Origin of the sequence: Methylomonas methanica (assembly GCF_001644035.1) — a bacterium.
GTDB classification, from domain to species: Bacteria; Pseudomonadota; Gammaproteobacteria; order Methylococcales; family Methylomonadaceae; genus Methylomonas; species Methylomonas methanica_A.
On sequence record NZ_LUUG01000070.1, the window covers coordinates 54,969 to 77,352 of the forward strand.

Here is a 22,384-nt window from a genome sequence, read left to right on the forward strand (position 1 = left end):
GCTCTCCTTATTTTCTAAACATTTCAAGCATGCGGCGCGTCACCAGGAAGCCGCCGGCAATATTGATGGATGCGATCAGAATGGCCACCGCCGACAAAATGCCGATTGTCGATTCAGCTGAGGACACCTGCACCAAGGCACCGATCACGATAATGCCACTGATGGCGTTGGTTACGCTCATTAATGGCGTATGTAGCGACGGTGAGACGTTCCAAATCACCTGGTAGCCGACAAAGCAAGCCAACACAAATACTGTGAAGTGCGATAAAAACGAGGTAGGTGCCGTCGCGCCTACCGCAAAGAACACCAGAGCAGCCAATGCAATCGGCAGCCATTGTTTAACCGGTTCCGGTAACAGAGATTTGGTTTCGGTGATAGCAGCCGTTTCGGTCGCCGCAGCTTGTTTGGGTGCGGCGGACAGTTTAGGCGGGGGTGGCGGCCAGGTGATGTTGCCTTCCTTAATTACCGTGGCGCCGCGAATCACCTCGTCTTCCATATTGATGACGGTGTTGCCGTCTTTGCCGGGGGTCAGGTCGGTGAGAAGATGCCGCAGGTTGGTGGCGTAAAGCTGGCTGGATTGATTGGCCAAGCGGCTGGGCAAATTGGTGTAACCGATGATGGTCACATCGTGTTTGACCACTACCTGATTTTTCTCGGTCAAGGCACAGTTACCGCCTTGTTCGGCGGCCAAATCCACGATGACGCTGCCGGGTTTCATCGAAGCCACCATCTCGGCGGTAATCAGTTCCGGTGCGGGTTTGCCGGGGATCAAGGCGGTGGTGAGGATAATGTCCACTTCCTTGGCTTGTTGGGCAAACAAGGCCATCTCGGCTTCGATGAATTCTTTGGACATGGTTTTGGCATAACCGCCGCTACCGGAACCGTCTTCCTGAAAATCCAGCATCAGAAACTCGGCGTCCATACTTTCGATTTGTTCTTTTACTTCCGGACGGGTGTCGAAGGCGCGGACAATGGCACCCATGCCTTTTGCGGCGCCGATGGCAGCCAGACCGGCGACGCCGGCACCGATCACCAACACTTTGGCGGGAGGGATTTTACCGGCAGCGGTGATCTGACCGGTGAAGAAGCGGCCGAAATGTTGGGCGGCTTCCACTATCGCCCGATAGCCGGCGATGTTGGCCATGGAGCTGAGTGCGTCCATCTTTTGCGCGCGGGACATACGCGGCACGCTGTCCATCGCCAGCACTGAGACTTTTTTTGCTGCGAGCTTTTGCATCAGCGCTTCGTTTTGCGCCGGCCAGATAAAGCTGATCAATTGCTGGCCTTCGCGCAGCAAATCGACTTCGTCGATAGCCAATTGCGGATGAAACTCGGGGGCCCGGACTTTCATGACGATGTCGCTGTTTTGCCATAGTTCCTGTGCCGAGGCGACGACTTGTACACCTGCCGCGCGATAAGCATCATCGGAAATATTGGCATTGTCGCCGGCACCGCTTTCCACCAGTACTTTAAAACCCAGTTTGATGATTTTTTCCGCGGCGTCTGGCGTGGTAGCGACGCGCTTTTCGCCGTCGTGAACTTCTTTGGGAACACCGATTTTCATGATTTCTCCTAAGGTTTGGAGGGAAAGAACGGATTGTTATTAGGCCGAAAAGCCAGCGGGCGAGGATAGGGGATTGAACCGGTTTTATCAATTGTTTTCTGTGGGCGTGGCGAATTACGCTAAAATCCGAGGGTCTGCTCAAGCCAACTAGAAGAACAATGAAGATATTGGTGGTCGATGATAGCAAAATGATCAGGCAACTGGTCACCGAATGTCTAAAGGACATGGGGCATGAGTTGGCTTATGCCGAGAATGGCGCCGAATCGCTCCAGTATATCGCCGACCATGATGTGGACTTGATTCTAATGGATGTGGAAATGCCGTTTCTAAGCGGTTTCGAAGCCACCAAAGCGATCCGCGAGTTAAAGAAAGCCGATTGGTTTCCGATTATTTTTTTAACCATGCATGATGACGACAAATCGTTCGTTAACGGTATTTTGGCCGGCGGCGATGCCTATCTGCCTAAACCGCTGAATCCTACCCGTTTGCGGCTGACAGTGATCGCGATGGAGCGGATTTATGTCATGCGGCAAAAGCTGCAAACAACCCAACTGGAATTGCAGGCCGCCAATCTGGAATTGGAGCGCTTGTCATTGCGCGATCAATTAACCGGCTTGGGCAATCGCCGCCATTTCGATAGTAATCTTGCCATGCAGTTTGCGCTGTCCCGCCGCAATAAATCGCCATTGTCTTTGATCATTTGCGATATCGATTTCTTTAAAAACTACAACGATTCCTTAGGTCATCCACAAGGCGACGTTTGTTTGATTGAGGTGGCCAAAGTTATGAGGGCACAGTTGGAACGCAATAGCGATCTAGTTTGCCGCTATGGTGGCGAGGAGTTTGTAGCGATCTTGCCCGACACGCCTTTACAGGATGCTCGTGCATTAGCCGAAACTATTCGCCGGCAGGTTTTTGAAACAAATATTGCCGTTGAGGAGACGGAAGCGCGGCGCGTTAGTTTGAGTTTGGGTGTTGCTACCTATGTTGGTCAGTACAAAACCGAACGGGAAATGCTAGAAGCGGCCGATGCCGCCTTGTACAAGGCCAAACATAATGGCCGGAACCGGGTGGAAATAACTTAATCGTGTATCGAGCCAAAGATTTTATAGAAACTGCGGAAGGTTTGATTTTCGCGGTAGTTGCCCAGGGCCAGGAAAACGGGAAGGTGTTGTGTTTTCTGCGCTACCTCTGTCTGGAGGGTGTTTGGCGCAAGGTCGATACCGAGCTGGCGAATCGCTATCTTGAGCAATATTGCCCGCAATATCTGCATTACTCGGCGCTGCTCGATGCGCATTTACATGCCGTGCCGGTTACGGCGATTGCCCGGCATTGCCAACCGCAACCAGTCTTGCAACGCTTATTGGCTGACGACCCCGGTGACCCGGTATTAGCCGATTTGCACAAACTGTGCGGCTTGTTGCGGGACAATGGCTTGGCGCTTAGCCGATTCGGCGTGACCGGTTCGCTACTGGTGGGTATGCAAAAACACAGTTCCGATATTGATTTGGTTTGCTACGAGCGCGGCGAGTTTCATCGCGCGCGCAATATCGTCCAGGCCTTGATTGCCGAAGATCGCTGTCAGGCGTTAAACGACGAGGATTGGTTGGAGGCTTATAAGCGGCGAGCCTGTGATTTTGCCTTTGACGAATATGTCTGGCACGAACTGCGCAAGTACAACAAGGCCATGATCAATGGGCGCAAATTCGATTTGTCGCTAACGGTTGCCGACCCGGACGCACAGGACCGCAGCTACCGTAAACTGGGCTTTATCAGTATCGACGCCGAAGTGTGCGATGACCAATTCAGTTTCGATTATCCCGCTCGGTTTGTTATTAAACATCCGCAAGTCGATAGCGTGGTGTGTTTTACCGCGACTTATAACGGTCAAGCACAAACCGGGGAACGGGTTCGCGTGGCCGGGCAGTTAGAAGTCGATCAAGACGGTATCCAGCGCATAGTGGTAGGCTCGAATCGGGAAGCCATAGGCGAATTTATCAAGGTAATCCGTTGAAAGGTCGGCGTTGGCGGGCGGTTATCTTTGATATGGACGGTCTGGTTTTGGATAGTGAACCTACCTATGTGCAAGCTTGGCAGGCTGCGGCCGATGAGCTTGGGTTTACGATGCCGGCCGAATTTTGGGATGGCTTGTCCGGTTGCTCGGGAAAGACAGTTACTCAGCGTTTGCAAAAGCAATGCGGGCTTGGTTTCAATCTGGAAAAGTTTCAGCAATTAAGTAGCGTTTATTGGCTCGCGCATGTGCAGCAATACGGTATCGCCGTAAAACCCGGTTTTTTTGCCGTGTTGGACGTATTAGCTCTGCACGGTTTGCCGTTCTGTCTGGCAACGAATAGCCCACTCGCGGCGGCGCAACAGTGCCTGGCCTGGGCCGGATTGACGGATATTTTTTCCTGTATTGTTGCCGGCGATACGGTGCGCGCCGCCAAGCCCGCCCCGGATATTTTTTTGCGCGCGTCCGCAGAATTGGCACAGCCGGTTGAAGATTGTTTGGTGCTGGAAGACTCGCCGACAGGCGTCCGCGCGGCTCTGGCCGCTGGAGCGCCTTGCGTCTTCGTGCCGTCGTTACGACCAGCTGACGCATGGGCCGCCGAACACGCCGATTTTCTAATGGACGATCTGCACCAAGTGGCCGATTTTATCTCGGCCCGCCAAAATCATCCGCTATAATGCCCGCTCCTTACTATTTGACGGAATCCAGGTGGTGAAAGCGCGGTACCAAACAGTCACGGTGATAGCGCCGGCTCGCTTGCATATGGGCTTTATTGATTTAAGCGGGGCGTTGGGGCGGCATTTCGGTAGCATTGGTTTGGCACTGAACGAAATCAATACCAGGCTCACCATAACCGCAGCGGAAAGCCTGCAAGTTAGCGGCCCGTCAGCTGATCGTGCCCTGAAATGTACCCGGCAATTTTGTCAGTTGCTGGGCGTTCCTGATGCACTCAATATCACTATAGAGAATGCCATCCCCGAACATATTGGGTTAGGATCAGGCACGCAAATGGCTTTGGCTGTCGGTGCTGCGTTGAATGCGTTTTATGGGCTGGGGCTGTCGGTGCGGGAAATAGCGCAGCTCTCCGATCGCGGCGCGCGTTCCGGTATTGGTATCGGTATCTTTGAAAAAGGCGGCTTGGTAGTGGATGGCGGTCGCGGACCGGATACCAAGACCCCGCCGATTATTGCGCAAATGGCTGTGCCTGAAGACTGGCGATTTATTTTGGTATTCGATCAACGCGGCCAAGGTTTGCACGGCGAACAGGAAGTCAGCGCTTTTCAGCAATTGCCGCCGTTTCCCCAAGCACAGGCCGAACGCTTGTGTTACTTGCTGCTGATGCAGGGTTTGCCGGCTCTGGCTGAAGGCGATCTTGATAAGTTCGGCGAAGTCATTACTTCGTTGCAACAAGCGGTGGGTGAGCATTTCGCGCCGGTACAAGGCGGGGTATTTACCAGCCCGGATGTCGCGGCAGCGATGACTAGTCTGGCAGGGCAAGGAGCGGTGGCGATAGGTCAGACTTCGTGGGGGCCGACCGGATTTTGTGCGGTTGCCGATCCGCAACGCGCGGCGGAGCTACTGGCTCGGTTGGAAGCGCAATTCGCCGCATCGCCGTTGAGTTTTTTGGTGGCCAGCGCTCGAAATCAGACAGCCGAAATTATTGTTAGTTAGCGTTTGCTTCAGTCGAGCACATGCTCGGCGCTATCTTTGCTTTGTCTATTGTCAGTCCATTCGGCGCTGAGTCTATCGCCGCTATTTCCTGTTTTTAATCTAAACGTAAAAAACGGATTTTTGGATATGCTGCCGGCCATATTGGCGGTTAGAATCAGTTGATCGTTTAGTTTAACCAGCAAATGCTCGATAAAATGCGCCGGAATCAACTCACCGTTGGCATCGCGGTTGCGGCCGTTTTCCATCGGATGCGAGATCAGCAATTTAACTTCTACGTAGCCGTCGCGCCGTTGGCTTCTGATTTTTATACTGTTAGCCATTCAACCTGTTCCGCAGCCGCCGCGCATCACATTGACCCAGCGGCTGGTGCGCAGTAGCTCACCGTTGTGTTCCGCAAGCAAAATCACGTTGCAAGATTCGGCTAATTTAATCCGCGCGGTGACGAAGGGCACTATCAGTGACGTGAGTTCGAATTCCGCCAGCAGCGGAGTAGGGTTTTTATCGGCGAATAGATAAAGTTTCTCGATGCCGTCCAGCTCACTAGCAATGCTCACCGGCACCACCGCACCATCTTCGGCAATCTCGGGCAGAATCAAATTGAGTTTATCGCTATCAATCACCGTTCGCTGATCGATAAATTGGGCGTAGAGGGTGGCAAAGTCCTCGGCGGCAAAATACTTTGCCAACCGCTCGGCAACTGCGCTTGCGGGCTTGCCTGCCAACAAAGCCCCGGCCAGCAAAATACCGGAGTGCTTTAGAAATAGGCGGCGGGTGCTAGGCATAAAATTTAATAACCATAAAAATATTGATGTATATCAAAAAAAATAAGCCTCCGCTTGTTATCTTTTGCCCCGTTGAAATTTTTTCAGCACCACCATCACAAACAACAAAAGGAAGGTACAAAATGAGTGAAGTACAAGAAAAAGATAATTTCTGGCTCTATATCGTCATTGCTGTCGTATTGGCGGCTGGCGCTGTACTGATGGTAAAAAATGCCGAGCATGACAAATATGCTACTGCGGCAAAAAATATCGCCGAAGACTCCGCCAACTCAGCTTACCGCAATGATGTACTTCACAGCGGTGGCGCGAAAAGATAAGCCCTTTTCAGCGTTTCGGGAAATGTGATCTGCGTTTCCCAAATTCGCGGATTTTGGTGGGGCATCCGGGCCCCGTCAAAATCCGTTTCTGTTTCTACAAGTCCTTAAACAATACCGTTGCTTTCAGCAAGGCGATGGCATTGGCCATACCTATTTCCAGATTTTTCTCGATCTCGGCCATGGTGATTTCACCGTCGATTACGCCGGCCGCCCAATTGGCTATCACCGAGATGTTCGCATAAGCCAAACCCAATTCCCGCGCCAGCGAGGCTTCCGGCATGCCGGTCATGCCAACCAAATCGCAACCGTCGTTAGCCATGCGTTTGATTTCGGCGACTGTTTCCAGTCTCGGTCCTTGTGTGCAGCCGTAAGTGCCTGAGGTACTTATCGAAATGTTTGCCTGTTGCGCCGCTTGAATAATTAACGTGCGTAATGCCGGTGTGTAAGGTTCAGTGAAATCGATATGTGTGACATGCTCCAGATCGTCGGCAAAAAACGTATGTTCCCGGCCATAGCTGTAGTCAATTAATTGATCTGGAATCGCAATAACGGCCGGCGCCATTTCCGAGCCTATACCGCCGACTGCCGCGACGCCGATAATCTCGGTCACGCCCAGCTGTTTTAAACCCCAGATATTGGCCCGGTAGTTGATCTTGTGCGGAGGGATTCGATGCGGATTGCCGTGCCTGGCCAGGAAAACTAGTTTCTTGCCGTTTAGCTCGCCAAGCAAATAAGGTGCAGACGGCTCGCCGAAAGGCGTCATAACGCGTTCTTCACCGGTAATGGTTAATTCGTCGATCTGGGTGAGGCCGGTGCCGCCGATGATTGCCAATGTCATAACACGTCCTTGCAGGCAAACACGCCTGGCGCATTTCTAAGATAACCTTTGTAATCCATGCCGTAGCCAAACAGATAATGATTGGCGACAGTGAGGCCGATAAAGTCGGGTTCTATAGGTTTGGTGACTTGCAGATCTTTGTCGAACAGTGCGGCCGTGTATATGGCGCTAGCACCTTGTTCACGGCAATATTCGACGATAGCCTGCAGTGTATGGCCTTCGTCGAGAATGTCGTCCACCACCAATATTGTGCGGCCAGCCAACGGAGTAGTCGGTTTGAATAGCCAATGAATATCGCTGCCCGAGGTGGTGTTGCGGTAACGACTGGCGTGAACGCTATCCAGATTTAACGGAAAGTCCAGACGTGTTAGCAATTTGCCGGTGGCGATGATGCCGCCGTTGATTACGCACAATACCAATGGATTGCTGTCTTGCAGTTTATCGGTGATAGCCGCCGCCATGTTATCCAGCGCAGCTTCGACTTCATCGGCGCTGTGTAATAACAGCGCTTGCTGTTTAACAATGTCGATTTCCTCAAGCATGGGTTTCATAAAATTCCGAGATTTGTTTGGAAACTGTTTGCCATTTTTCATTTTTTGCCAAGGCGTCCTTGTCCAGCAGGCATTTGCCGCGCATGGCTTGCAAGCGTTGTTCGCGTTTGCTGTTTTGGCTGATAGGCAGCTTATCCAGCACTTGTTCGGCGGCTGCCGAATTGTTGCAAACCAGCAGCATATCGCAGCCGGCTTGTTGGGCAAGACCGGCGCGTTCGGTGAAGTCGCCTATGCTGGCCGCGCCTTCCATGCTCAGGTCGTCGCTGAATATTGCACCGTCGAAACCCAGTTCGCCACGTAAAATGTTTTGCAGCCAGAAGCTGGAAAATCCAGCCGGGTAGCGATCTACTTGCGGATAAACGACATGAGCCGGCATGATGGCTTCCATGCCTTGCTCGATCAATTGCTTGAAGGGGAGTAAATCGTGTTGGCGGATAGTTTCCAGGTCGCGCTCGTCGACTGGCAGGGTCAAATGCGAATCCAGCGCCACCGCGCCATGTCCGGGGAAATGTTTGCCGGTGGCTGCCATGCCGGCAGCGCGCATGCCTTGTCGAAACGCGCCGGCCAGTTCGCCGGCTAATTTCGCGTCTTGGGAAAACGAGCGGTTGCCGATGATCTCGCTAACGCCGCAATCCACATCCAACACCGGCGCGAAACTAAAGTCCACATCCACCGCCAGCAGTTCGCTGGCCATCAGCCAGCCGGCGGCTTCGGCCAACTCTGGTTTCTCGGCGTAATAGGCCGCTGCCGGCAGACGGGTAAAGCCGTTTTGAAAGCGTTGTACGCGGCCGCCTTCCTGATCGACGGCGATCAAAATGTCGCCATGACGCGCGGTGCGGATCTGTTTGATCAATTCGGCGACTTGCCGAGGACTGTCGTAATTTCTAGCGAACAGGATTAACGCGCCGGTATTGGGGTGAGCAATTTTTTCTTTGTCCAGCGCGCTGAGGCTGTGGGCCTCAATGTCTATCATGACCGGGCCGATAGCTTGTGGTTTCATGGTGATAAATGGTGAAAATGGAATATACTTTTGGTCTAACCATCACATTATATGAGGAAACCGTGCGAACATTTATTTTGTTGATCAGTTTGATGCTGTTGCCGACGATGACTTGGGCTAATTCCGGCGAGAAGAAAGCCGACGAGAGTGCAGGTCCGGTTATTGAGTATGTGGAGATGAAACCTAAGTTCACCGTCAATCTGGCCGAGCCTAAAAAATATTTGATGCTGAATGTGCAACTACTGGCGGAAGGCGCCGAACACGTCGAAAAAATCAAAAAATATATGCCGGTTTTACGGCATGAGATGATCATGATGCTGAGCGGCATGAAAAGCGCCGACCTGCAAACCATGGAACAGCGTGAAGCGCTACGAATGAAGACCAAACAATTGATCACCGATTTGTTGACCAAAACTCAAAATAGCGATGGTTTCCGCGACGTCTTCTTCTCGGAGTTTTTGATCAATTAGCTATCGTGATAAATCAATAGGCTTGAATAAAAAAGCTTGCAGCGATGCAAGCTTTTTTTTGCACCTTAACTTTCCTGATCAGCAAGAATATTCAGCTAAGTGCTTTAGCCGCACGGATACCCACAGAGCACAAGAACGGGTACCCTGTGCCGTGAATGTTAGGCTCTGAATCATCCATGAAGCCTGAATTCCGGCAATCCGCCGGAATGAGTGCGTCTATAAGGACGCTTTGTTGACCAGGTTAAAGTCCTTGTTACTGACCGGGCACAGGAGATGGTTTTCAGTCAGTGAGCAACCAAACAAATATTGCTGCATGCTTGATTGCTAACGCCAGCCGTGAAACGATTGGTGCCCCTGCGCCACCCCGTAACCTTGACTTCATCCATGAATAAATCGCCCACAGCAAGACTATCCGCAGAGAGTTCCATACCGATCATTAGCGTGCGTGGGGTCAATAAAACCTATGCCGGCGGTTTTCAAGCGCTAAAAAATATAAACCTGGATATTCAGCGCGGCGAGATATTTGCATTGCTTGGACCAAACGGCGCCGGCAAAACGACGTTGATCAGCATTGTCTGCGGCATCGTTAACGCCACTGCCGGCAGCATCATCGCCGACGGTCACGACATCGCCCGCGACTACCGTGCGGCGCGCGCCGCTATTGGACTGGTGCCGCAGGAACTGCACACCGACGCGTTCGAATCGGTGTGGGCCACGGTCACATTCAGTCGAGGCCTGTTCGGTAAGCCGTCCAACCCCACTTACCTGGAAAAAGTCCTGCGTGATTTATCGCTGTGGGATAAGCGTAACGAGAAAATCATGGCGTTGTCCGGCGGCATGAAGCGTAGGGTGTTGATCGCCAAGGCGCTGTCGCATGAACCGACGATATTGTTTCTCGATGAGCCGAGTGCCGGCGTGGATGTGGAATTACGCCACGATATGTGGCGGATGGTCCGCGAACTGCGAGAGCAGGGCACTACCATTATTTTGACTACGCACTACATTGAGGAAGCCGAACAGATGGCCGACCGTATCGGGGTGATCAGCAAGGGCGAGCTGATCCTGGTGGAGGATAAAGAGGTGTTGATGCGCAAACTCGGCAAGAAGCAGCTTACCCTCAGGTTACGACAGCCCATGAGTATTATCCCGGCAGAGCTAAGCAATTGGTCGCTAACGCTGTGCGAAGACGGTCACGCCTTGGTATACAGCTTCGATACGCAGACGGAAGAAACCGGCATTGCCGAGTTGTTGCGCGCGCTAGGCGAGCACGGCATCGAGTTTAAAGATTTGCGCTCCAGCGAAAGCTCATTGGAAGACATCTTTGTCAGCCTGGTACATCGGCCCATGGAGGCACAGGCATGAATATTTACGGCATTCGCGCGATTTATCGTTTTGAAATGGCCCGCACCTTCCGTACCTTAATGGAAAGTGTCGCTGCTCCAGTATTGACCACCTCGCTGTATTTTATTGTGTTTGGCAAAGCCATCGGCTCGCGGATGGGCGACATCGACAGTATCGGTTACGGCGCTTACATCATCCCAGGCTTGGTGATGTTGAGTTTACTAAACGAGAGCATTTCCAATGCCTCATTCGGTATCTACATGCCCAAATGGGCCGGGACGATTTACGAACTGCTATCGGCCCCCGTATCCTGGATTGAAGTGTTGATCGGTTATGTGGGGGCGGCGGCCACTAAATCGGTGATGTTGGGTATGCTGATTCTGGGCACTGCACGTTTTTTTGTACCCTACCAGATCGCCCATCCAGTGTGGATGATAGGCTTTTTGTTGCTGACCGCCGTGACCTTCAGTCTGTTTGGTTTCATCATCGGCTTGTGGGCCGATAGTTTTCAGAAACTACAGGTTATACCTATGTTGATTGTCACTCCGCTGACCTTTCTGGGCGGCGCGTTCTATTCGATCAACATGTTGCCGCCTATCTGGCAGCAGATATCGTTGTTTAATCCGGTGGTCTATTTGATCAGCGGCTTTCGCTGGAGCTTTTATGGGATAGCCGATGTGGATGTTGCGGTGAGCATTGGCATGATTTCCGGCTTTCTCATGGTTTGCCTTACTTTTGTCTGGTGGGTATTCAAGAGCGGCTACAAGATAAGACGCTGAGGCGCAAAACCGAACGTCGGCAGGTAACATGGTGGTTACTTCTGAGCAGTGATCTGGAGATTGGCGTGTGATGGGTACAATCCCTTTTCCAAAATTTTCTCCTGTTTGTTGATTATGCTATGACCAAGCCATTGATTTACAAGGGTCGAGCAAGTATCAGCAACGCGGCTGGCCGCTTTGAAAAGCAGCGCACGCAAGCTGAGGACGATGGTTGGGGTAGTTTGGACGCAGAACTGCCGCCCTTGCGGACTGAAGTGATCATCGACAGCAGCAAATCGGTGATCACGTATAACGATTCGCCGGATATACCGTTTGATAGGTCCATAAACCCGTATCGCGGCTGCGAGCATGCCTGTATTTATTGCTTCGCCAGACCGACCCATGCCTACTTGGGCTATTCCGCCGGGCTGGATTTTGAAAGCAAAATTCTGGTGAAGCCCGACGCCGCGCGCCTGTTGCGTGAGGAATTGGCGAAACGCAATTACCGCTGCGCACCCCTGGCCTTGGGAACCAATACCGATCCTTACCAGCCGCTGGAGCGACAGCAGCGTATCATGCGGCAGATTTTGGAAGTGCTGGCAGAGACCCGCCATCCGGTCAGCATCGTCACCAAGTCGGCGTTGATTGAACGCGACATCGATCTTCTGGCGGAAATGGCTGGCCAAGGTTTGTTGTCAGTTTATCTGTCGATTACCACGTTGGATAGAACGCTGGCGCGGACTCTGGAACCGCGGGCTGCCTCTCCGCAACGCCGCTTGGAGACAGTCGCCCGCTTGCGAGCAGCGGGAATTCCGGTTGGGATAATGGTGGCGCCGCTCATTCCAGTGTTGACCGATTACGAGTTGGAAGCCATCGTCGGCGAAGCTCACCAAGCCGGCGCGCAAAGTGTGCAATACATTTTGCTGCGCCTGCCGCTGGAAACCGCCGAGTTGTTTGCCGAGTGGTTAGCGCAACACTATCCATTAAAAGCTGAGCATGTGATGAACCGGGTGCGGGATAGCAGGGGCGGCAAAGCCTACGATGCGGCGTTTCATCAACGTCAAACGGGCAGCGGCAGTTATGCCGATTTGCTGGCGCAGCGCTTCAAGTTGATTACTAAACAGCTGGATTTGGCGCGTTCACTGCCACCACTACGCAGCGATTTGTTCCGTCCGCCAAACTTAGGCGGACAGATGAGTTTCGATTTTTTCGATTGAACTTGGCGTCAGGCTTCTGTTTCTTCTTCCTCTCGGCGTTCCAGTAAACCCTGCTCACGGATCATGGCTTTAAAGGCTTTCATAACTGGCCGGGAAATCGCGGTTTCCGCCATCAAGCGTTTTTCGTAAATCAGGTTTTTCAAGGCCTCGTCATTTTCATTGACGCGGGCGGTCGCGATCAAAGGGTGTAAATCGGCTTCCAGAATTTGCCCCGGCAAGTGTTTGATGCAGTCGTACAGCAAGGCCATCACCACTTTTTCGGTCGACCGCATTTTGCATTTGCCGTCGATGATTTTCAGCATCACCGTCACCGCGCAATCGACGTGAATGGGGCTTAGTGGATGGTTGTTGACCCATTGTTGGACGTGTTCGGATGTCATCCGATCTCCTCGCCGGCAGCGGTGCGTTTGGCATAGTCCAGTAAGGATTCTTCGACTGAGGCATAGGCATATTCGGATACCGCGCGGACGCCGATGGCGTTAACTTTTGCGGTGGGTCCATCGCCGATGCGCGCCACGAACACCGCATAACAGTCTTTGATAGTTTCCAAAATGCCGGGCATTGCGGATTCGTCGGCATGCTGGCCGAGACAGTAATTGGCCACTTCCCGGGTTTCCAGTAGTTCGCAGCCGGCCTCCGAGGCGCTGTACACCGAAAATTGCTTGGCGTGGCCGAAATGCTCGTTGATGGAAATGTTGTCTTTGGTAGCAACGGCCAGTTTTAACGGGAATTCAGTCATGGGTGTTCGTTTGTTCAGATTTCATTTAATAGGTTCTTGCTAAGGCTTGGTTAAACGCAAGCAAGACCAATACCAGATGAATTAAGGCTTGATTAGTGGGTTTGTAGCGAGACTGATATAGAAATGGATAGGAGATTTGTCGAGTTTACGACAAGCGCAGCTGACAAACGGCTTAGTCTTCGTGTTTTTTTAAGGTGCTGCCGGCCGGCTTGAAAGTGTGCAAATCCACCACCGGCTCGCTGCTCTGCGCGGCGCAGCCCCAACTAAGTTGTTGATCCTGGGTAAAACGCTTGCCCAACTGCCAAGCGATTTCGGCGCGGGCCAGTTCCACGCCCAGGTAAAAGGCATGGCCGCCGTCGGTTTCGACATGTAGCTTGGGGTATAAGTCAAAAGGGTCTTGTGCGGTATGCAAGCCATCGCGGTTAAACACATGAATGCCGTCGCTGCTGACCTGAATGCGGTAGCTGGGGTCTTTGATTTCCGCTGCCAAACTTTCGATTTCCTCGCGGCTATTCAAAAAAGGCGAGCTGTCGTGCACAGTCAGCAAGTCCGGCGCGATGTGCTTTGGCAAGGTGTTGTGCTGCTTGGCGGTATACATAATGCGCCTTGCGCTGTCCGCTTCCTTGATCGCCCGCCGCGCGTGTTTACTCACTTCGGTGGCCAGAATATGGTTGATATTCAACTCCGAGCAAATCCCCAGCAGCATCGCGTTGATGCCGGAGGTGTCGGCGTGGGTTAGTTCGGTGAGATTGCCTACGCCCATCATCATTTCCACGTTCGGGTAGCGGCGGCGGAATTCATGGTTACGGACGATGGAGTCGGTGAAACCGAAGTGGATCGGGTCCAGAATTGGATCGACGATGAAGGCGCGGTTCTTCGCGCTCAAGATTTCGATGGCTTTATCTAGCGTGCTCAAGTCGCCGTGTGTTTCCGGAATCAGAATCGGGGTGGTCGCTATTTCGTCGGCGATCCACAAACTTTTTGCAGTCAGGCTCAACATGTAATCGGCCCCAGCCTGACCGCCAGCCAATAAGTCAGCGTCTTCCAAGGAATCAATGCTGACGGTAAAGCCTTCTTGTTTCAAGGTGCGGATGCACTCGGCCAGATGCGGAAACGGCGTGCCGGGCAGACAGCCGATGTCGATCACATCCGCGCCGTTGGCTTTATAGTAGTAGGCGCGCTCGATGACTGCCTCGACGCTGATGCTGGGCGCGTCGGTGATTTCCGCGAAAATCTTGGTTTGGTATTGGCTTAGGTCGTAATGCTGGGCGGCCATGCCGAAATGTTGCGGCAAGTCTTTGATTTCTTCCGGGCCGCGCTCGAAGGGCACGCCAAAATGCTGGCCCAGCGCCTCCAGATCACCGCGGCAGCGGCCGGGTAAGATCACCCGGTCAGCGCCTTGCACGTCGGGCATGCGGCGGATGATCATGTCGCTGGTAATCAGCGCTGCCACCGTCACGCCCATCACGTAAACCTTGTATTGGAAATCCGGTTGCATTTTTTCCAATACCTGCCGGACTTGCTTCTCCGCCAGTCGGCCGGTGATGAACAGGATACGTTCGGTCATAGACTGGCCAGTCGGGCCTTGACCGCAGAGATTAGTTGCTCGACATCATCGACGACCTGCGTGTAAGGGAAACTGCGAATCTTGTCGGTGGCTTCCAAATCAATGGGGCGAGGATAGACCATGAATTTTTTCTTGCCGGGTGCGGTGGTTTCAATTTCCGGCATGGTGTCGCAAGGGTAGACGATACTGGGCACGCGGCATTTGCCGGCTTGAGAATACAAGTTGGTCACCAATGAATCGGCGATGCCCAGCACACATTTGGCGATGGTATTGGACGTAGTCGGGGCCATCACGAAGGTATGGTAATAGCCCTTATAGAACAAGCCGACCGGCGGCGCGGAGGCGGCTTTATCGCGATAGACCGGCATTTTGGCTTTGATGTCGTCCAGGCGAATGCCGTACATTTTCAAGACTTCCTCGCCGGCCTGACTCAAATACAAATCGACGTTGTCCAGCGTCAGCATGAATTCAAGACATTCTTCAATGTAGTGTCCGGAGCCGGTAATAGCCCAGGCGAGACGCGGCGTGGTCATGGTGTATGCATTAGTTTTGGGGACGGGGCATTATACGTGAAGACGGCGGCTAATCGACCATTCGTCGGTGATACGGTCCTGTCTGTCGCTCATGCGTCGACATAGATAGTCTGGTTTGTTGTATGAGTTCATGAATTTGTAAGATTGGGCTTACAATATTGCTTTAATTCGGCTGGCTTGGTTTGCCGATAGATTATTGGTTTTCGACCTTAAACAGCCTATTTCATTGCCACGATGGACAGTTTACATTTTTCAGAACAGCACAGCGCTGACGCTCAATTAAAACCGCACATTATCGTGTTTGCCGGTGCCAAGAGCGGGGTCGGTAAGACCAGTGTGGTGGCTAATGTAGCGGCAGCGATGGCAATGCGCGGCAAGCGCGTTTGTGTATTGGACGTCGATACCGGTCTGTCAAATATCAACACATTACTCGGGCTGCGGCCGGCGCACCGTTTGGAGCAGGTGCTATGCGGCGAAAAAACGATTGCTGAGGTTTTGCTGAAGACCGGCGAGGATGTGGGCGTGGTGTCCGCCGCAAGCTTAATTGGTGGCACACCTGTTTCTGCCGCGCAGATGACTAAGCTGACGGAAGCGTTGACCGAGCTGGAAGCGCAATTCGATTATTTTTTGATCGACACCGCCGCGACCCATACCGAAACCGTGTTGCGCTTTATCGAGCTGGCGCAATCTACGTTTTTAGTGGTCAGCGGTGATCCGGCGGCGCTAACCGATGCGTTTGCGTTGCTGAAGACCTTGAATGCCCGCCAGTATTTGGGCAGCTTGCGGGTAGTGGTTAATCAGGCCGTCGACTATCCGGCTGCGACCGATACCTATCGGCGTTTTGCCGCCGTGGCGGAAAAATGCTTGAAACTGAAAGTGGAGTACGGCGGCTTTGTCATTCGTGACGAGAATCTGCCCAAATCCGTGGCTTTGCAAATGTCGGTGGTGGATTTAGCCGCCAATTCCCCGGGCAGCCGTTGTTTGTTTGCGCTAGCAGATAATATTATCAAGCACATCGGTAGCGAAACGGCCGGCACCGGGCTGCCGGATTACTGGCAAGCCTTGTTAACCCCCGCGCCGTATAGGCATGCGGCGGCCGATACTGCCGAAAGCGAACCGACTGCGTCGGTTAATTCCTGGCTTGCAGCCGATAAAACGGAGCTTAGTGTCAGCGAGTTGAGCCGGCGGCTGTTGTCGGCGATGAAACATCAATTGCTCGATCAACCGGAGCTGGAGCGGTTTACCGGCGAATTTGTAGAAGCCTACTGCGAGCAGTTTGGCCGTTTTCCGAATACCTTCAAACAGCTGTTTTATCGCTGGCTGGAAACCGAAAACTACGCCGAGCCCAGGCTAATCGAATTGGTCACCACATTAGAAGCCTTGCAGGCAATGCGTTATCAGCGGCCGATGTTCAGCCTGGAAGAAAACGCGGCCCGATTGGTAGCACAGTTACAAGGGCAGCGAGAACAGCATAAAGACTTGGTGGAGCAGTTGTGCGCGGCATATCGGCAGTCCTTTCATGAAGAGGTGTTCGATGCCGAGCAGGTCTTGCTGGAACGCATGCAAGCAGAGGAGTTCACCGAACAGCGTTTCGAAGACTTGCTGGAAAAATTGCGGGACGGCTTTCAGGCGCGTTTCAAGCGGCCTTACCAAAGTCAGCATGAACTGGCGCTGGCATCCGCTGTCGAGGCTTTAAATGTCATGGGCGTCGATCAACAAAATTTGCAGGATGAAATCACTATGCTGATGCACGGCTTTCAATTGCTCGGTTCGCGGCGGGAAAAGTTGCTGACTGCTCTCAACGCCACGCAAAACTTCGGTTTACCCCTTGCAGCCTCGGTCGTCCGAGATAATTGAGGTAGTACTTTAAGCGCGGGCGCAAACCCAGACATCAACTTTGCCGACCCCGGCTCGTTTTAGCGTAGCGGCCAGCGCCGAGGCGGTAGCGCCGGTGGTCATCACGTCGTCTATGATCGCAATGTGTTGAAACGCCAGGGGCTTAACAACCTTGAAGGCCAGGCGCATGTTCTTTCGGCGCTGCTTGGCCGGTAAGCCGGTTTGATGGCCGGTGTCGCGCTGGCGAACACAACTGCGTAAATCCAGTGGAATGCGGAGCAGTCTGGACAAATGCCGGGCAATTTCTATCGACTGATTGAAGCCGCGTTCCCGATAGCGCTTGGGATACAGCGGTACGGGTAACAGACAATCCGGCAACTCCGCACTATCGGCAATATGCTCAGCGAGCAAGGCAGCCATTAAGCGGGCGTTTTTATAATCGTTGGCGAACTTTAATTGGCCGATTAAATAGCGCATCTGGCTTTGGTACAAAAACGGCGCATAGGTCTCGTCGAAGGCCGGCGATTTCTGCAGGCAACGGCCGCATAATTGAGGGACATCAATCGCAGTTTCAAAGTGTTCTCCGCAACGGTAGCAGCAAGACAGGTTACGCGGCAGGTCGGTCAAGCAGCCCAGGCACAAATCCAAATCGGCATATCCCGGACTTCCGCATAACACACAACGTGGCGGCAGCAATTTCTTCTGTATAATGTTCAGCCAGTTGTTTACCATAATTTTAAATATAGGTTGATAAGTCGGCTAGCGCCGCTGTTGCCCTTAAACTCGGAGATTATCAGAAAATGTCTGCAAGCCAGAAACCCTTGGAATCAGCGGCTACCATCCGTCACGATTGGCAGTTACACGAAGTCGAAGCCTTGCTGGCGCTACCGTTTAACGATCTGATTTTTCAGGCGCAAAGCGTGCATAGAGTGTATTTCGATCCTAACGAGGTACAGGTTAGCAGTCTGTTGAGCATCAAGACCGGTTCCTGTTCCGAGGATTGCGGTTATTGTCCGCAAAGCGCACGCTACGATTCCGATTTAAATCCGGAAGCCCTGTTGCCTGTGGATGCAGTATTAAAAGCCGCGCAGCAGGCCAAAGAGCAGGGCGCATCGCGGTTTTGCATGGGCGCGGCCTGGCGTAGTCCGAAGGACAGGGACATCGAGAGAGTCGTGGAAATGGTGCAGGGCGTGAAGGCGCTGGGTATGGAAACCTGCGTGACATTGGGTATGCTCAGCGATAAACAGACGCAAGCCTTAAAAGACGGCGGCCTGGATTATTACAACCACAATCTGGACACTTCGGAAGACTATTATTCCGAAATCATTACCACCCGGACCTATCAAGACCGCCTGGATACGCTGGAGCGGGTGCGAGATGCCGGTATCAACGTCTGCTGCGGCGGGATTATCGGGATGGGCGAATCGGCAACCGACCGCGCGAAATTGCTGTTGCAACTGGCGAATATGCCTAAGCATCCGGAAAGCGTGCCAATCAACATGTTGGTGCAAGTCGAAGGCACGCCGCTGCACGGCACTGAAGCGCTGGATCCTATTGTCTTCGTGCGCACCATCGCTGTCGCCAGGATTCTGATGCCGCAATCGCGGGTGCGCTTGTCGGCTGGCCGCAAAGCGATGAGCGACGAGATGCAAGCTTTGTGTTTCCTGGCCGGCGCCAATTCGATTTTCTACGGCGACAAGCTGCTGACCACCGATAATCCGATGACCAACCACGACCAGCAGTTGTTCGAGCGTTTGGGTGTGCGGATGGGCGGATCAAGTTACGCTTAATGGTCAACGCTTTCTACGACTTCGCCGGTGAATTGCGGCGGCTGGAGCAGGATAATCTGTATCGCCACCGCCGCGTTGTCGCTGGCCCGCAAGATATTATGCTGAATGCCGATGGACGGCAGCTGATCAATTTTTGCAGCAACGATTATTTGGGATTGGCTAATCATCCGGAGGTGAAGGCGGCGTTTAAGGCCGGCGTCGATCGTTACGGCGTCGGTAGCGGTTCCGCGCATTTAATCTGCGGACATAGTAATGCGCATCATGCCTTGGAAGACGAGTTGGCTACGTTTACCGGACGCGATAGGGCCTTGCTGTTTTCTACCGGCTATATGGCGAATCTAGGTGTAATTTCTGCTCTGCTGGGACGCAGTGATACGGTATTGGAGGACCGCTTGAATCATGCTTCGCTGCTGGACGGCGGCTTGCTGTCGCGGGCACGTTTTCAGCGCTATCGGCATGCCGATGTCCAAGACTTGCAGGCCAAGCTGTCGAATGCTGCCGGCAAGGCCATGGTGGTCAGCGACGGTGTGTTCAGCATGGATGGCGATTTGGCGCCGCTGCCGGCCATGGTCGAGTTGGCGGAACGGCATCATGCCGGTTTGCTGGTCGATGACGCTCATGGTTTTGGCGTGTTGGGGAGAAATGGCGGCGGCGTGGTTGAGCATTACGGTTTGAGTCAAAACCAGGTGCCTATCCTAATCGGCACACTGGGTAAGGCTTTCGGGACCTTCGGCGCGTTTGTGGCCGGTTCCGAGGACTTGATCGAGATGTTGATTCAAAAAGCCCGGAGTTATGTGTTTACGACCGCACTGCCGGCGGCTGTGGCTGAGGCGACTCGCGCCAGTCTGCGTTTGCTGCAAGTGGAGTCCTGGCGCCGTGAACAGCTGCAAAATCTAATCGCCCGTTTCCGACAAGGTGCGCAGCAACAAGGCTTGCAACTAATGGACTCTTTTACCGCGATTCAACCAGTTCTGATCGGCGACAGCGGCCAAACCGTGGCGGCTAGTCAGCGCTTGCTGGAGCAAGGGTTTTGGGTTAGCGCGATTCGGCCGCCGACGGTGCCGGCCGGCAGCGCTCGCTTGCGGATCACTTTTTCTGCTAATCACACAGAACAGCAGGTCGATGCCTTGTTGGCGGCATTGGCTAAGGCTTTTTCATGACTGGCATTCACAGAGAAATATATGGCCAAGGCAGACCATTGGTCATGCTGCACGGCTGGGCGATGCATAGCGGGATCTGGCGCGAATTTGCCAGACAACTGGCTCGGCATCGGCAAGTCATTTGCCTGGATTTGCCTGGGCATGGCCGTAGCGCCGGATTGGACCGATTCGATCTACCAACTATCGGTTCTGCCTTATTTGACGCGATCCCTGTCAATCGTTTTAGCCTGTTAGGTTGGTCGTTGGGCGGCACAGTTGCTTTGGATATGGCGGCGCACTGCCCCGCGCGAGTAGAGTCGGTGTTTTTGTTATCCGGTAATCCTAAATTTGTTAAGACTGCCGATTGGCCGGGAGTGAGGCCGGAAGTGCTGGATGGTTTCGTCGCACAGCTTAGCGATGACACGAAATTGACCTTGCAACGCTTTTTGGGTTTGCAAGTGCAAGGTTTGCCAGAAAGCCGGCAATTGTTGCAGCAATTGCGCTTGGCGGTGCATGAGTGCGATGCGCCGGCGCGCGATGCCTTGCAGGGCGGCTTGCAGATTCTGAAAAACAGTGATGTACGTAAATCCTTAGTGGGCTTGCGTTGTCCGATCACGGTGATGCAAGGCGATAAAGATACTTTGATTCCGGTGCAAACCGGGCAATCGATAAAGACTTTAAATTCGCGCGTCAAACTGCATGTATTGGCAAATGCCGGACACGTGCCGTTTCTGTCGCATGCCCAGCAGTTATGCGACATTGTTGCTGCGGCTGAATGAGTCTTGCCGTGCTGGATAAAACCAAAATCAGGCGTTCGTTTGCCGCTGCGGCCGAAAGCTACGATTCGGCGGCGATATTGCAACGCCAGGTGGGATTGGCTTTGCTGGAAAAATTTCCATTGCAGCCCACACCGGGTTGGGTGCTGGACGTCGGCTGCGGCACCGGCTTTTTGACGCGGTGTTTGGCGTGCGGCAGTCTGGATCAGTCTTGTTTGGCATTGGATATTGCTTTGCCCATGCTGCAAGCGTCGCGGCGGAATAACCGCGATTTGCCGGTCGATTATGTCTGCGCCGATGCCGAAAAATTGCCGTTTGCGGATAACAGCCTGCAACAGGTTTATTCGAATCTGGCTTTGCAGTGGTGTCAGGACTTATCGGCGGTGTTTGCCGATGTGCGGCGAATATTGAAACCGGAGGGACAACTGGTATTTTCGACCTTCGGTCCGGAAACCTTAAAGGAGTTGAAAGCAGCTTGGACCGGTGTCGACGATTTTGCTCATGTTAACGATTTTTATAGCGTCGGAGAGATTTGCGAATTTCTGGCGCTCGCCGGCTTAGGGCGGGTCGATGTGGAAACTGTGATGTATCGCTTAGCTTACCCCTCGGTGCAGGCTTTGATGCGAGAGCTAAAAGGTCTTGGGGCACATAATGTCAGCGATGCCAGAAATCGGCGGCTCACCACCCGTTCACAATTGCAGCAAATGATACGGCAGTATGAAAGCAGCATGGTAAACGGCGAAATAGTGGCCAGCTATGAAATTATTTTCGTTAGGGCAAGGCCATGAAATCCGCATTCTTCATCACCGGTACCGATACGGATGTCGGCAAAACCTGGACAACTATTGCGTTGATGCGCTGGTTTCAAATGCAGGGCTTGAGTGTGGTAGGGATGAAACCCGTAGCCGCCGGCTGCGAATGGCAAGACGGCATGCTGAAAAATTCCGATGCGCTACTGATGCAGCAATACGCTTCAGTGCCACTGGCATACCGGCAAATTAATCCCTATGCCTTTGAAGCGGCAATTTCTCCGCATTTGGCTTGTGGTGATGTTGAGGTTTCGATGGATGTTATTTCGGATGGATTTATCCGATTACAACAGCTGGCTGATGTGGTTTTGGTTGAAGGTGCGGGCGGCTGGTATTCGCCATTGAGCAGTGTTTTGGACAATGCCGGTCTTGCGCAAGCCTTGCGTTTGCCGGTGATTCTGGTGGTGGGTGTCAGGCTGGGTTGTATCAATCACGCGCGCTTGACGATGGCGGCTATACGCCACGCCGGTTTGTCTTGTGCCGGTTGGGTTGCGGTGCAAATTGACCCTAAGATGCCCGGTTTCGATGGCAATCTGGCGTTTTTGCACGAAGTGATAGAGGCACGGCTGTTGGGTGTTCTGCCGTTTTTGGCTGCTGCCGACTTTGAGCTTTTGGCGACGAACTTGAGTTTACCAAACTGGCAAAAAGTTGATGTACATCAAAAAAAATGATTAA

The 22,384-nt window shown here is 53.0% G+C and carries 26 protein-coding genes; 15 read left to right on the forward strand and 11 right to left on the reverse strand.

Annotated features, from left to right (window positions below):
* Positions 1-7: 7 nt before the first annotated feature.
* Positions 8-1,564: a Re/Si-specific NAD(P)(+) transhydrogenase subunit alpha gene (locus tag A1332_RS11220; protein WP_064008575.1), complete on the reverse strand. Its 1,557-nt coding sequence runs from the start codon at positions 1,562-1,564 to the stop codon at positions 8-10.
* A gap of 158 nt (positions 1,565-1,722) precedes the next feature.
* On the opposite strand from A1332_RS11220, the gene A1332_RS11225 reads away from it, so the two are divergent.
* From A1332_RS11225 to A1332_RS11240, 4 genes are read left to right on the forward strand one after another with little or no spacing between them, the layout of a single operon-like run.
* Entirely contained in the window at positions 1,723-2,649 is a 927-nt protein-coding gene (locus A1332_RS11225) for a diguanylate cyclase (protein WP_064008576.1), read from the forward strand.
* A 2-nt stretch (positions 2,650-2,651) separates the two neighbouring features.
* The gene (locus tag A1332_RS11230; protein WP_064008577.1) at positions 2,652-3,578 is read left to right on the forward strand and encodes a hypothetical protein; all 927 of its coding nucleotides are present in this window, start codon (positions 2,652-2,654) and stop codon (positions 3,576-3,578) included.
* On the forward strand, positions 3,575-4,252 hold the full coding sequence (locus tag A1332_RS11235) for an HAD family hydrolase (protein ID WP_269454653.1): 678 nt from the start codon (positions 3,575-3,577) through the stop codon (positions 4,250-4,252). Before A1332_RS11230 ends, A1332_RS11235 begins: the two co-directional genes overlap by 4 nt.
* A 34-nt stretch (positions 4,253-4,286) precedes the next feature.
* A complete protein-coding gene (locus tag A1332_RS11240; RefSeq protein WP_082879649.1) occupies positions 4,287-5,246 on the forward strand; it encodes a beta-ribofuranosylaminobenzene 5'-phosphate synthase family protein in 960 nt (319 codons plus the stop codon).
* 8 nt (positions 5,247-5,254) lie between these two features.
* On the opposite strand, the gene soxZ is transcribed toward A1332_RS11240, so the two are convergent.
* Positions 5,255-5,566 carry a thiosulfate oxidation carrier complex protein SoxZ gene (gene soxZ / locus A1332_RS11245; RefSeq protein ID WP_064008579.1) on the reverse strand — a complete coding sequence of 104 codons (312 nt, stop codon included), beginning with the start codon at positions 5,564-5,566 and terminating at the stop codon, positions 5,255-5,257.
* Complete coding sequence (locus tag A1332_RS11250) at positions 5,567-6,028, reverse strand: thiosulfate oxidation carrier protein SoxY (RefSeq protein WP_064008580.1); 462 nt, start codon at positions 6,026-6,028, stop codon at positions 5,567-5,569.
* A gap of 122 nt (positions 6,029-6,150) precedes the next feature.
* Here A1332_RS11250 and A1332_RS11255 point away from each other — a divergent pair, with 122 nt between their 5' ends.
* Positions 6,151-6,345, forward strand: a complete 195-nt coding sequence (locus tag A1332_RS11255) for a hypothetical protein (protein WP_020482153.1) — start codon at positions 6,151-6,153, stop codon at positions 6,343-6,345.
* Between the two features lie 94 nt (positions 6,346-6,439).
* Here A1332_RS11255 and A1332_RS11260 read toward each other — a convergent pair whose 3' ends face one another.
* Genes A1332_RS11260 through nagZ form a run of 3 tightly spaced genes read right to left on the reverse strand, consistent with a single transcriptional unit; the run spans position 6,440 to position 8,734 of the window.
* A complete protein-coding gene (locus A1332_RS11260) occupies positions 6,440-7,183 on the reverse strand; it encodes an S-methyl-5'-thioinosine phosphorylase (RefSeq protein ID WP_064008581.1) in 744 nt (247 codons plus the stop codon).
* The gene (locus A1332_RS11265) at positions 7,180-7,725 is read right to left on the reverse strand and encodes a hypoxanthine-guanine phosphoribosyltransferase (RefSeq protein ID WP_064008632.1); all 546 of its coding nucleotides are present in this window, start codon (positions 7,723-7,725) and stop codon (positions 7,180-7,182) included. Before A1332_RS11265 ends, A1332_RS11260 begins: the two co-directional genes overlap by 4 nt.
* Positions 7,718-8,734: a beta-N-acetylhexosaminidase gene (gene nagZ, locus A1332_RS11270; protein ID WP_064008582.1), complete on the reverse strand. Its 1,017-nt coding sequence runs from the start codon at positions 8,732-8,734 to the stop codon at positions 7,718-7,720. Before nagZ ends, A1332_RS11265 begins: the two co-directional genes overlap by 8 nt.
* 62 nt (positions 8,735-8,796) lie before the next feature.
* On the opposite strand from nagZ, the gene A1332_RS11275 reads away from it, so the two are divergent.
* The 4 genes from A1332_RS11275 (at position 8,797) to A1332_RS11290 (ending at position 12,520) form a co-directional block, all read left to right on the forward strand.
* On the forward strand, positions 8,797-9,204 hold the full coding sequence (locus A1332_RS11275; protein ID WP_231890271.1) for a flagellar basal body-associated FliL family protein: 408 nt from the start codon (positions 8,797-8,799) through the stop codon (positions 9,202-9,204).
* Positions 9,205-9,588: 384 nt separating this feature from the next.
* Positions 9,589-10,566 carry an ABC transporter ATP-binding protein gene (locus A1332_RS11280; RefSeq protein ID WP_064008584.1) on the forward strand — a complete coding sequence of 326 codons (978 nt, stop codon included), beginning with the start codon at positions 9,589-9,591 and terminating at the stop codon, positions 10,564-10,566.
* Positions 10,563-11,324, forward strand: coding sequence for an ABC transporter permease (locus A1332_RS11285; protein ID WP_064008585.1), 762 nt, complete (start codon positions 10,563-10,565; stop codon positions 11,322-11,324). Before A1332_RS11280 ends, A1332_RS11285 begins: the two co-directional genes overlap by 4 nt.
* A 119-nt stretch (positions 11,325-11,443) precedes the next feature.
* Positions 11,444-12,520, forward strand: coding sequence for a PA0069 family radical SAM protein (locus A1332_RS11290; protein ID WP_064008586.1), 1,077 nt, complete (start codon positions 11,444-11,446; stop codon positions 12,518-12,520).
* 8 nt (positions 12,521-12,528) lie between these two features.
* Here the strand turns inward: A1332_RS11290 and A1332_RS11295 are convergent, their stop codons facing one another.
* From A1332_RS11295 to A1332_RS11310, 4 genes are all read right to left on the reverse strand, one after another.
* Positions 12,529-12,900 (reverse strand): hypothetical protein, encoded by a 372-nt coding sequence (locus A1332_RS11295; RefSeq protein WP_064008587.1) that lies wholly within the window; start codon positions 12,898-12,900, stop codon positions 12,529-12,531.
* Positions 12,897-13,259 (reverse strand): NifB/NifX family molybdenum-iron cluster-binding protein, encoded by a 363-nt coding sequence (locus tag A1332_RS11300; RefSeq protein ID WP_064008588.1) that lies wholly within the window; start codon positions 13,257-13,259, stop codon positions 12,897-12,899. The genes A1332_RS11295 and A1332_RS11300 overlap by 4 nt, the downstream gene beginning before the upstream one ends.
* 172 nt (positions 13,260-13,431) lie before the next feature.
* Positions 13,432-14,826: a DUF6513 domain-containing protein gene (locus A1332_RS11305; protein ID WP_064008589.1), complete on the reverse strand. Its 1,395-nt coding sequence runs from the start codon at positions 14,824-14,826 to the stop codon at positions 13,432-13,434.
* Positions 14,823-15,359 (reverse strand): flavoprotein, encoded by a 537-nt coding sequence (locus A1332_RS11310; RefSeq protein WP_064008590.1) that lies wholly within the window; start codon positions 15,357-15,359, stop codon positions 14,823-14,825. The genes A1332_RS11305 and A1332_RS11310 overlap by 4 nt, the downstream gene beginning before the upstream one ends.
* 234 nt (positions 15,360-15,593) lie before the next feature.
* Here A1332_RS11310 and A1332_RS11315 point away from each other — a divergent pair, with 234 nt between their 5' ends.
* Positions 15,594-17,216 carry an AAA family ATPase gene (locus tag A1332_RS11315; protein WP_064008591.1) on the forward strand — a complete coding sequence of 541 codons (1,623 nt, stop codon included), beginning with the start codon at positions 15,594-15,596 and terminating at the stop codon, positions 17,214-17,216.
* Between the two features lie 9 nt (positions 17,217-17,225).
* Here A1332_RS11315 and A1332_RS11320 read toward each other — a convergent pair whose 3' ends face one another.
* Positions 17,226-17,927, reverse strand: coding sequence for a ComF family protein (locus A1332_RS11320; protein WP_064008592.1), 702 nt, complete (start codon positions 17,925-17,927; stop codon positions 17,226-17,228).
* A 68-nt stretch (positions 17,928-17,995) separates the two neighbouring features.
* Here A1332_RS11320 and bioB point away from each other — a divergent pair, with 68 nt between their 5' ends.
* From bioB to bioD, 5 genes are read left to right on the forward strand one after another with little or no spacing between them, the layout of a single operon-like run.
* A complete protein-coding gene (gene bioB, locus A1332_RS11325) occupies positions 17,996-18,985 on the forward strand; it encodes a biotin synthase BioB (protein WP_064008593.1) in 990 nt (329 codons plus the stop codon).
* Complete coding sequence (bioF, locus tag A1332_RS11330; RefSeq protein WP_064008594.1) at positions 18,985-20,145, forward strand: 8-amino-7-oxononanoate synthase; 1,161 nt, start codon at positions 18,985-18,987, stop codon at positions 20,143-20,145. The genes bioB and bioF overlap by 1 nt, the downstream gene beginning before the upstream one ends.
* On the forward strand, positions 20,142-20,903 hold the full coding sequence (gene bioH, locus A1332_RS11335; protein ID WP_064008595.1) for a pimeloyl-ACP methyl ester esterase BioH: 762 nt from the start codon (positions 20,142-20,144) through the stop codon (positions 20,901-20,903). Before bioF ends, bioH begins: the two co-directional genes overlap by 4 nt.
* Positions 20,900-21,688: a malonyl-ACP O-methyltransferase BioC gene (bioC, locus tag A1332_RS11340; protein ID WP_064008596.1), complete on the forward strand. Its 789-nt coding sequence runs from the start codon at positions 20,900-20,902 to the stop codon at positions 21,686-21,688. Before bioH ends, bioC begins: the two co-directional genes overlap by 4 nt.
* Entirely contained in the window at positions 21,685-22,380 is a 696-nt protein-coding gene (bioD, locus tag A1332_RS11345) for a dethiobiotin synthase (protein WP_064008597.1), read from the forward strand. Before bioC ends, bioD begins: the two co-directional genes overlap by 4 nt.
* Positions 22,381-22,384 lie beyond the last annotated feature (4 nt).